Genomic DNA, 8,768 nt, shown 5'->3' on the forward strand with positions numbered 1-8,768 from the left:
CTGTCATCGACACACGCTGGAATCGCCATGGGCGTATCGGCGCATGTGATGTGGGGTTTGTTCCCGCTGTACTTTGTGCTGGTCAAAGTAGTGCCGCCACCGATGATTCTTGGCTATCGGATCATCTGGGCCGCATTGCTGATGGCCGCGCTCTTGCCCGTGATCAAGATCAACGCCTCGATGCGTTCGGCCATCGCGGACCGCAAGACACTCGCCAAGTTGCTGAGCACGTCGGTGCTGATCGCGATCAACTGGCTCGTGTTCATCTACGCCGTCACCACCGGACGGGCGTTGGAAGCTTCGCTCGCCTATTTCATTTCACCGCTTGCGATCGTTGGGCTCGGCGTCGTCTTCCTGGGCGAACGGCTCAACCGCGTCCAACTCGGTTGCCTCGCGCTCGCAAGCGCCGGCGTGGCGTACAAGATTTACGCCACTGGCGCGCTGCCGTGGATCGCGATCGTGTTGCCGGCGTCGTTCGGCCTCTACTCGCTGATCCGCAAGACCGCCGCCGCCGACAGCCGGACCGCGCTCTCGGTCGAAACCTTCATCCTCGCCCCGCTCGGCGTCGTGTACGTCGTGTTCATGCACGGAAGCGGCCAGGTCGATGAGGTGCCGTGGAGTGTTGGCCTGCATGCGATGCTCTCGCTCAGCGGCGTGATGACCGTCGCACCACTGCTGCTTTACGGCGGGGCCGCCAAACGCCTCACCCTCAGCAGCCTCGGCTTCATCCAGTACCTCGGCCCGACCCTGCAAATGCTCATCGCCACACTCGTCCTCGGCGAAACGTTCGGCCCCGACAACGTCATCACCTTCGGCCTCATCTGGATCGCCCTGGCCATCTACACCTACAACGCCGTCCAACGCGAACGTCGGCGACGCGCCGCGCCGCCGATCCCGTCATAACCGCGGATCGACCGGCTCGCTCTCCAAAGCGAGCACGCCGAACACACACTCGTGCACCCGACGAAGCGGCTCGCGATCGATGAAGCGGTGTAACGCTTCGAGCCCGAGGGAGAACTCACGCAGCGCCATCGACCGCTTACCGCCGAGGTGTCGCCCGCGCAGCTGGGCGAGGTGGGAGATGTACTCGGGTCCGTAAATGATCCGCAGGTACTCGCGTCCACGAACTTTCATTGCGGGTTGCACGAATCCACGCGGTCCGTGATTGATCCAGTCGATCGGCTTCACGACTATCCCCTCACCGCCGTCACCGGTGAGCTGTTCCCACCACGCCACGGCGTCGACGACGCTGCGATCATCGGCAAGCTCGACCACGCGATGGTTCGTTGCGATGACCGGACCGCCGGCGAGACGCGCAAGCGTCGACATGTGCCAGGCATGGTCGCCATCAGTGTGAACTTTCCCCTCAGACGCAAGCAGGTGGAACGGCGCGAGCTTCAAGTCGGCGACCGACGCGACCGGCCAGCAGTATCGCCGATAGGCGTCAACGTAGCGCGCGATGTGCTCACGCCGACGCTCGGTGCGTTGGAGCAGCCCGGACACGTGCGGGTCGTCCGGCAACGTCGCCGACCGCAGCGCCTCGATCGCAGCCGACAGGCCGGCCTCCGCCGCGCTGCCAACCGCCGCGTACTGCGTCCGCAGCAGATCCTGCGCCTTGGCCGACCACGGCATCAGTTCACAGTCCAGACAAAACCAGTCCGTCTCGAACTCGTCCCAGAATCCCGCGGCAGTTAAGGCGTTTCGCACGATGTTTAGCAACTCGCCGGTGATGCCGTCGTCGAAGAACGGTCGACCGGTGCGCGTGTAGATCACACCGGCGTCCGGGGCCGACTCGACGCCGAACCGCTCGATGGCCAACGACTCGTCGCGACACACCACGACGATCGCCCGGCTGCCCATGTGCTTCTCCTGACAAACCAAACATTCGATCCCGGCGTTGCGAAAGTAGTTGAACGCCTCGTCGGGATGCTCCAGCAGATCGTCACGTTTGCTCGTCTCACAAGGGCTCATCGTCGGCGGCAGGTGGATCAGCCAACGCGGGTCGATCGTGAATCGGCTCATCACCTCCAGCGCCGCCGCCGCGTTCTCGGCGCGGACGATCACGCTCCGCTGCAAGCACGTTTCGATGACGCGCTTGCCGGTGACGTCGGCCAAGTCGAGAACATCGTCGTGCTCGTACTGCTGGGGGCGGTCCGCTTCGAGGAACGGCCGGCCCGGCTCGGCGTACTTCGACTTTGCCGGAACGGACACGAACTCCCGCTCGGGCCAGCGCAACGCTGTGAGCTTGCCGCCGAAGACGCAGCCGGTGTCGATGTTGACAGTGTTGTTGAGCCATTGCGGGTCGGCGACCGGCGTGTGGCCGTAGACAAGGGTGGCGTCACCGCGGTAGTCAGCGGCCCAGTTGAGCCGCACCGGCAGGCCATGCTCGTCGGTCTCGCCGGTCGTGTCGCCGTAGAGCGCAAACTCACGCACCCGCCGCGACGCCCGACCGATGTACTTCTCCTTCAAACCGGCGTGTGCGACAACGAGCTTGCCGACATCGAGAACGTAGTGGCTCACGAGTCGATTGAGGAACGACGTGATCGCGGGTAGATCGTCGCCGGCGTCGGCCTCGATCTGGTCCATGGTCTCGGCGAGACCGTGGTTGCGTTGCACCTTGCGGCCCTTCAGCGCTTTGAGCAGCTTCGCGTCGTGATTGCCCGGCACGCAAAGCGCGGTGCCGGCGGCGACCATGTGACGCACGATGTTCAACACACCCAGCGAGTCCGGCCCGCGGTCGACGAGGTCGCCGACGAAAACCGCCTTCCGCCCCGGTGGAGGAACGATGTGAAACCGCTTGGTTGTTTGATAGCCGAGCGATTCGAGCAGGTCGCAGAGCTCGTCTGCGCAGCCGTGCACATCGCCAATGACGTCGAACGGCCCGGCATCGTCGCGGCGATCGTTCCACAGCCTCGTCCGCCCGATCTCCACGGACGCCAGCTCGTCGGGTGACTCGAAGACATGGATCTGCCGGAACCCCTCCCGCTTGAAACCGCGCAGGCCGCGGCGGAGCGCGATCAACTGGTTCCGAATGACGTGCTTGCCGAACTGGCGGTCGGGACGGGCTTCGTTGCGTTCCTGGCAAAGCTTCTCGGGCATCTTCAGCACGATCGCAACAGGCAGCACATCGTGCGCCCGCGCCAACTGCACCAGCGATGCCCGGTCTTCCTTGCGCACGTTGGTCGCGTCGACGACGGTGAGTTTGCCAAGCGCGAGACGCTTGCCGGCGATGTAGTGCAGCACGTCGAACGCGTCACCGCTGACGGTTTGGTCGTTCTCGTCATCGCTGACCAGGCCGCGACATACGTCACTGCTGAGCACCTCGGTCGACGCAAAGTGGATGCGCGCGAATGTGCTCTTGCCGGACCCGCTGGGTCCCATGAGCACGACGAGGCACAGCTCGGGAATGTCGATGGTCACGACGCCTCCCGCGTGAAGATCGCCATCTGCGTGGGCGGACCAGTGTCGGGGTGGTCGTCGCCGATCGGGGCGTAGGTGACGACGTAACCGAACGCCTCAGCCGCCGCGTCGCACCACGCGGCGAACTCGGCGCGATCCCACTCGAATCGGTGATCGCGATGCCGCATTTGTCCGGCCGGTAGTGTCTCCCAGTGCACGTTGTACTCACGGTTGGGCGTGGTGAGGATCACGCGCGTTGGGCGAACGAACTCGAACACGACCCGACGCAGTGCGGTGAGGCGCGGCGGATCGAGGTGCTCGATAACCTCGACGAGGCAGGCCGCGTCGAACGGCGGATCAGTCTCGAGCCGGCGATCGCGGTAGGTCAGCGAGCCGTGGAGCAACGCGATCCGCTGCCGCTTGACCACCGGCATGCGACCCAGTTTCAGCCGACGCTCAGCGAACTCCAGCGACCGGCTCGACACGTCGACGCCGACGACCTGCTGGACCGATCGCTCGTCCAGAAGTCGTCGCAACAGCCGGCCTTCGCCACAGCCGAGATCGACCACGCGCTCAGCTCCGGCGTCGATCAGCGCGTGCGTCACCGCGTCGAGCCGTTGCTCGTGCAGGCTGATCGGTTTCTCGATCGCCAGTTCCTGCGCGTCGGGATCATCCGGCTCGTCGACCGCCAAGCGACGCAACGCCTCAGCAACGAGTGACTGACGCTTCTTGAGATACCGCCGGGCGATGGCCGGCTTCTGCGTATGTTCCGCGAGCCAGCCCTCGCCGTGGCGCAGCAGCTTGTCCACCTCATCGCTGCCGACGAAGTAGTGCTTGTCCGCATCGAGCACCGGTAGCAACACGTACAAGTGGCTGAGCAGATCCGCGAGCCGAATCGTCTGGGTGAGTGTCACCGTGAAGTACGTGCCGCCGCCCCACTCGGGGAACTGCTCGTCGAGCGGATGTTGCAGAGTGTCGACCACGTAGCCGAGCGGCTCGAAGAGATCGCGCAGGAAACCCTCGCCGCCACGGCACGGAACCGGGCCGACGGTCGTCGTCAACGGGATCGAGGTCTCGACCAACTCGGGCCGCTGCTTACAGGTGCCGGAGAGCGCGGTGCCGTAGACCTGTGCGATGGCGACTGAGAGAAACGACGATGCCGCATATGGCCGATCGCTGACATATTCGGCCAACGACAGGCCCGGCCCGCGGCGCCGCAATGACACCGGGTCGATCTCGAGCATCAACGTGGCGGTGCACTTTCTCGGTGACGCGTCGGTGTAGAACACATGTGCTGTGCCGAAGGAAAGCCCCTTCGCCTGCGGTCGGCCGGGGTTCTTGTGTAGCAGATAACCGAGATCGGTTGCCGGCTCATGCGTCGTCGAAATCTGCAGCAGCATCGCCCCACCCGCCCTTCACGACTCAGCACGCCCGAGAGGACTCGAACCTCTAACCCTCGGTTCCGAAGACCGATGCTCTATCCAATTGAGCTACGGGCGCGTCGGTGGCATGATACGCGTCTCGAACATGATCGTCGTCAACACAGAAAACGTGCCCGGGTATCGCATCACCGCCGTGCGGGGGTTGGTTCAGGGCAACACGGTCCGGGCCAAACATCTCGGAAGGGACATTGCCGCATCGCTCAAGAACCTCGCCGGCGGCGAGTTGCGCGGGTACACCGAGCTTCTCGTCGAAGCCCGCCGCGAGGCGATCGAACGGCTGCTCATGCAGGCTCAGCAACTCGGGGCGAATGCCGTGGTAAACGTTCGCTTCAGCACGTCGGCGGTCACCAGCGGCGCTGCGGAGTTGTACGCGTACGGCACCGCAGTCATCGTCGAGCCTGACGGCGACCCACGGACACAGACAACCGACACGACCGGCGTCCCGGAAGTGCCACCCCTGCCGGAGCCGTCGTGATCGTGCCGAACCTCATGCTCGCCAACGGCGACGACATCGGCTTCATCGTGTCGATGGTCTGCACGTTCGCGTTTCCCGTCGCGCTGGTGCTCTTCGGCCTGACGCTCGGAGCGTACTTCGAGAAACGCCACCTCCGACAGATCAAACGACGCAAGGGAGCCCTCGCACATGTGCCATTGTCGGACACGCAGGCAATGCCGCAGGTCGACCCGACCGTGCAGGTGTCGCTCGTGACGGCCGAGGCTGTTTACTCGGCGGGGTATCTCAAGGGACTGCTCGCGGCACTGAAAAAGATTTTCGGCGGCGAACTACGCAGCTATCGGTTGCTGATGTTCCGTACACGCGAGGAGGCGATTCTGCGGCTGACCGAGCAAGCGGTGTCGCTCGGGTACGACGGGATCTGCAACCTGCGGATCGACACGGCCGACATCGCCAACGCCGTCTACCGCCAGAACAACCCGGCGACATATGTCTGCATTGTGGCGAGCGGGACCGCGTACAAACGGGCACGCTGATGGCCGAGCCGTTGGACTATCGCAAGCCGGTCGACGAGCGCAACGCGTTGCATGACGTGTACGCCGAGCCGCAGTTCAGCGCGAGCGTGTCGGGGCGACCCGAGCCTGCACCGCGTGGAGCGGCCTCGGCCGGTGACGCGCACCTCACCGCGGTTTGGGACGAACCGACGTTCTCCGCGGAAGTCGGTGGCGACTTGCCCGACGACGCCGTGACGTTCGCACGCTGGTTCGAGGCCAAACAGATCGGTTCGGGAAAGTCGTGGGCCTACGCGTTGCTGATCGCAGTGTGCGCCGGCCCGTTCGCGGTGTTCGGCACGCTGCTCGATGCGACCGGCCGGGGCGCGTTCGGGATCATCGCCGTCGTGTTCGTCGCGCCCGTCGTCGAAGAGATGCTCAAGGCCGCGATCGCGCTCTGGGTGGTCGAACGCAAGCCGTATCTCTTCCGATCGTCGGCCCAAATCGGGCTTTGCATGCTCGCGAGCGGTTTGGGGTTCGCGGCCATCGAGAACGTGCTGTACCTCTACGTCTACATCCCAGACGCGTCGCCGGAGCTGTGGCGGTGGCGCTGGACGGTGTGCGTGTTGCTGCACGTCGGCTGCAGTGGGATCGCGGGACTCGGGGCGATACGAGTGTGGCGATCGGTGGTGCGAACACGCCGCCCGGCAAGGGTGAGCCTCGCCGGATTCTGGCTCACCGCGGCCGCGCTCGTTCACGGCCTCTACAACGGCTGGGCCGTGCTGTTCGAGACCTTCGGCGGAACGTTTTAGATCATCGATCGACGCAGCATGTTCAATGCGGCAAGAGCGGCACGGGTGCGAACCCAATCGCGGTCGCCGGGAAAGACGAACTTCTCCGCCGTGGTGTTCGTCGGCGTGGCCAGCGCGATACAAACAGTGCCGACCGGCTTCTCGTCGCTCCCGCCGCCCGGACCGGCCACGCCGCTGAGGCTCAGCGCGTACGTCGAACCGGCGACACGTCGAGCACCCTCGGCCATCTGCACCACCGTCGACTCGCTGACCGCCCCTTCCGCACCGATCTCGACGCCGAGTTGATCGTGCTTGGCTCCATTCGAGTAAGTCACCCAGCCATGCTGAAACACCCCGCTCGACCCCGCGACATCGGTGATCATCTTCGCGACAAGACCCCCGGTGCAGCTCTCGGCCGTGGCGACCGTTTCACCCCGATCAGAAAGGGTTTTCACGATGACGCTCGCCAGCGTCTCGTCACCGTTACCGAAGATAAAGTTGCCGAGCGTCGCCCGACATTGGGCCTCGGTTTCATCGAGCATCCGCTCGGCATCGGCTTGTGAATCGGCACGGCAATACAGGCGCAACGACACGATCCCGTGCGCCGCGGTGGTGCCAACTTCCGGGTTGCGGCCCCGTTCGTGAAGTTCGCCGAGCAAAGCGGCCACGTCGCTCTCACCCCGGCCGATCGTGTGGAGCGTCCGCAGGGCAAACGCCCCACCGCCGCCGTGCTCTTTCGCCCACGGCAGAACGTGGTCGTCAACCATCCGTCGCATCTCCTTGGGGACGCCGGGCACGACAAAAACGGTGCAGTCGTCGATGTCTTGCCGCAAGCCGGCGGCCGTGCCGACGGGGTTGTGCAGCAGCGCACCGGTTGCCGGATGGTCGGCCTGCTTGAGATTGCCCGGCTTCAACTCACGCCCGATCTTGGCAAACAGTTCACGGAGGTGTTGAATCCAAGCTTCATCGCGAACCAACCCGCAACCTGCGACGTCAGCGAGCGCCTCGCGCGTGAGGTCGTCTTCGGTCGGGCCGATGCCGCCGGTGATGACGAGTAGCCGAGCGTCGGCCACGGCATCACGGATCGCATCCGCAACGATCTCACGCCCGTCCGGCAGTGTCGCATGCCCCACAACGTCAAAGCCGTGGGTCACGAGAAGCTTGGCGATGTGAGCGGTATTGGTGTCGAGCGTCGAGCCGGTGACCAATTCGTCACCGACCGAGAGAATGCGTGCGCGAGGGAGCATGAGGCAAGCCTAGCGCGGGTCACTTCGTGTCATACAGCGTGTTGTCTTCGCTGACCCAGCCGGTGTCCTCGGAGACGTTGGGGTCGTCGTTGTCGAAGCGTTCGCGGTGGGCGGCGGCGTGGCCATCAGGGTGGGCGAGGTTGGTGGCACCCTCATGGCGGAAGTGCTGCGTGCCGGCGAAACGGGCGGAGAAGCCGTTCTCGCGCGGCTCGGCGATGGGCGAGCGCATGTACTTGTTCGCCCCGCCACGCCAACCGCCGTCGCCGAAGAGCGCGGTCTTGCTCGATTGCTTGATCGCCACGAGCCTCGGCCCTTGCGTCCAGTCGGCGAACGGGTCACGGAAGCTCGCCAGATGCGAAGTGTTGTAGTTGTAACCCGTGTACGGGTCATCGGCGTTGGCGTTGCCCTCGAAGCTCGGACACTGTTGCACCAAACCTTGGCGCACGCCCTGCCATAGCACGCCCGGCGTGTCGTCGGGCATGTAGTCCCACGAGGCGATCTGCGTCGTCCCGTTGTAGGCGTAGGCGATCGGCAACAAACCCCCGTTGTCATTGGCATACATCAGCGAAGCCCCGGCCATCTGCTTGAGATTGCTCAGGCAGTTGACCGACTTCGCGCTTGCTCGCGCCGACCCCAGCGAGGGCAGGAGCAGCGCGAGCAGCAGCGCGATGATGCCGATGACAACGAGCAGTTCGACGAGCGTGAACGCGGTGCGGCTCAACGCTTTCTCCTTAGGAAAAGCCCGCCCAGCAACAGGCTCAGCGCCGACGGTTCGGGGATGACGTCGGCGAAGCCGTCGATCTCGGGCGTAACACCGGAGCCGGCGGGGCCGGCTTTGACTTCTCCTCGACAGGACTCTCGTCGATCCAGTTCGTGCGGATCACCAACCCCGTCGGCTCCGGTGTTACGCCCGAGATCGACGGCTTCGCCGACGTCATCCCCGA

Annotated in this window: 9 protein-coding genes and 1 tRNA gene; 4 read left to right on the forward strand and 6 right to left on the reverse strand. The window is 64.8% G+C overall.

The genetic code is table 11. From position 1 onward, the window contains the following. Positions 1 to 27 precede the first annotated feature (27 nt). On the forward strand, positions 28 to 903 hold the full coding sequence (gene rarD / locus AAGD32_01050; protein ID MEM8872819.1) for an EamA family transporter RarD: 876 nt from the start codon (positions 28 to 30) through the stop codon (positions 901 to 903). Here the strand turns inward: rarD and AAGD32_01055 are convergent. The 3 genes from AAGD32_01055 to AAGD32_01065 form a co-directional block, all read right to left on the reverse strand. Continuing rightward, entirely contained in the window at positions 898 to 3,420 is a 2,523-nt protein-coding gene (locus AAGD32_01055) for a polynucleotide kinase-phosphatase (GenBank protein MEM8872820.1), read from the reverse strand. The two genes, rarD and AAGD32_01055, sit on opposite strands and share 6 nt — an antisense overlap. Beyond that, positions 3,417 to 4,799 carry a 3' terminal RNA ribose 2'-O-methyltransferase Hen1 gene (locus tag AAGD32_01060; GenBank protein MEM8872821.1) on the reverse strand — a complete coding sequence of 461 codons (1,383 nt, stop codon included), beginning with the start codon at positions 4,797 to 4,799 and terminating at the stop codon, positions 3,417 to 3,419. Before AAGD32_01060 ends, AAGD32_01055 begins: the two co-directional genes overlap by 4 nt. A 26-nt stretch (positions 4,800 to 4,825) precedes the next feature. After that, positions 4,826 to 4,899 (reverse strand) — tRNA-Arg (locus AAGD32_01065). Between the two features lie 27 nt (positions 4,900 to 4,926). On the opposite strand from AAGD32_01065, the gene AAGD32_01070 reads away from it, so the two are divergent. Genes AAGD32_01070 through AAGD32_01080 form a run of 3 tightly spaced genes read left to right on the forward strand, consistent with a single transcriptional unit; the run spans position 4,927 to position 6,598 of the window. Then, positions 4,927 to 5,316, forward strand: a complete 390-nt coding sequence (locus AAGD32_01070) for a YbjQ family protein (GenBank protein ID MEM8872822.1) — start codon at positions 4,927 to 4,929, stop codon at positions 5,314 to 5,316. Beyond that, a complete protein-coding gene (locus tag AAGD32_01075) occupies positions 5,313 to 5,831 on the forward strand; it encodes a heavy metal-binding domain-containing protein (protein ID MEM8872823.1) in 519 nt (172 codons plus the stop codon). Before AAGD32_01070 ends, AAGD32_01075 begins: the two co-directional genes overlap by 4 nt. Then, complete coding sequence (locus AAGD32_01080; protein MEM8872824.1) at positions 5,831 to 6,598, forward strand: PrsW family glutamic-type intramembrane protease; 768 nt, start codon at positions 5,831 to 5,833, stop codon at positions 6,596 to 6,598. Before AAGD32_01075 ends, AAGD32_01080 begins: the two co-directional genes overlap by 1 nt. Here AAGD32_01080 and AAGD32_01085 read toward each other — a convergent pair. From AAGD32_01085 to AAGD32_01095, 3 genes are all read right to left on the reverse strand, one after another. Beyond that, positions 6,595 to 7,824 carry a competence/damage-inducible protein A gene (locus AAGD32_01085; protein ID MEM8872825.1) on the reverse strand — a complete coding sequence of 410 codons (1,230 nt, stop codon included), beginning with the start codon at positions 7,822 to 7,824 and terminating at the stop codon, positions 6,595 to 6,597. The genes AAGD32_01080 and AAGD32_01085 overlap by 4 nt on opposite strands. A gap of 19 nt (positions 7,825 to 7,843) precedes the next feature. Beyond that, positions 7,844 to 8,545 carry a prepilin-type N-terminal cleavage/methylation domain-containing protein gene (locus AAGD32_01090; GenBank protein ID MEM8872826.1) on the reverse strand — a complete coding sequence of 234 codons (702 nt, stop codon included), beginning with the start codon at positions 8,543 to 8,545 and terminating at the stop codon, positions 7,844 to 7,846. After that, a partial coding sequence (locus AAGD32_01095) for a PEP-CTERM sorting domain-containing protein (GenBank protein MEM8872827.1) occupies positions 8,542 to 8,768 on the reverse strand: 227 nt, incomplete at its 5' end. The genes AAGD32_01095 and AAGD32_01090, both read right to left, overlap by 4 nt.

The organism is Planctomycetota bacterium (genome assembly GCA_039182125.1).
GTDB lineage: Bacteria > Planctomycetota > Phycisphaerae > Tepidisphaerales > Tepidisphaeraceae > JBCDCH01.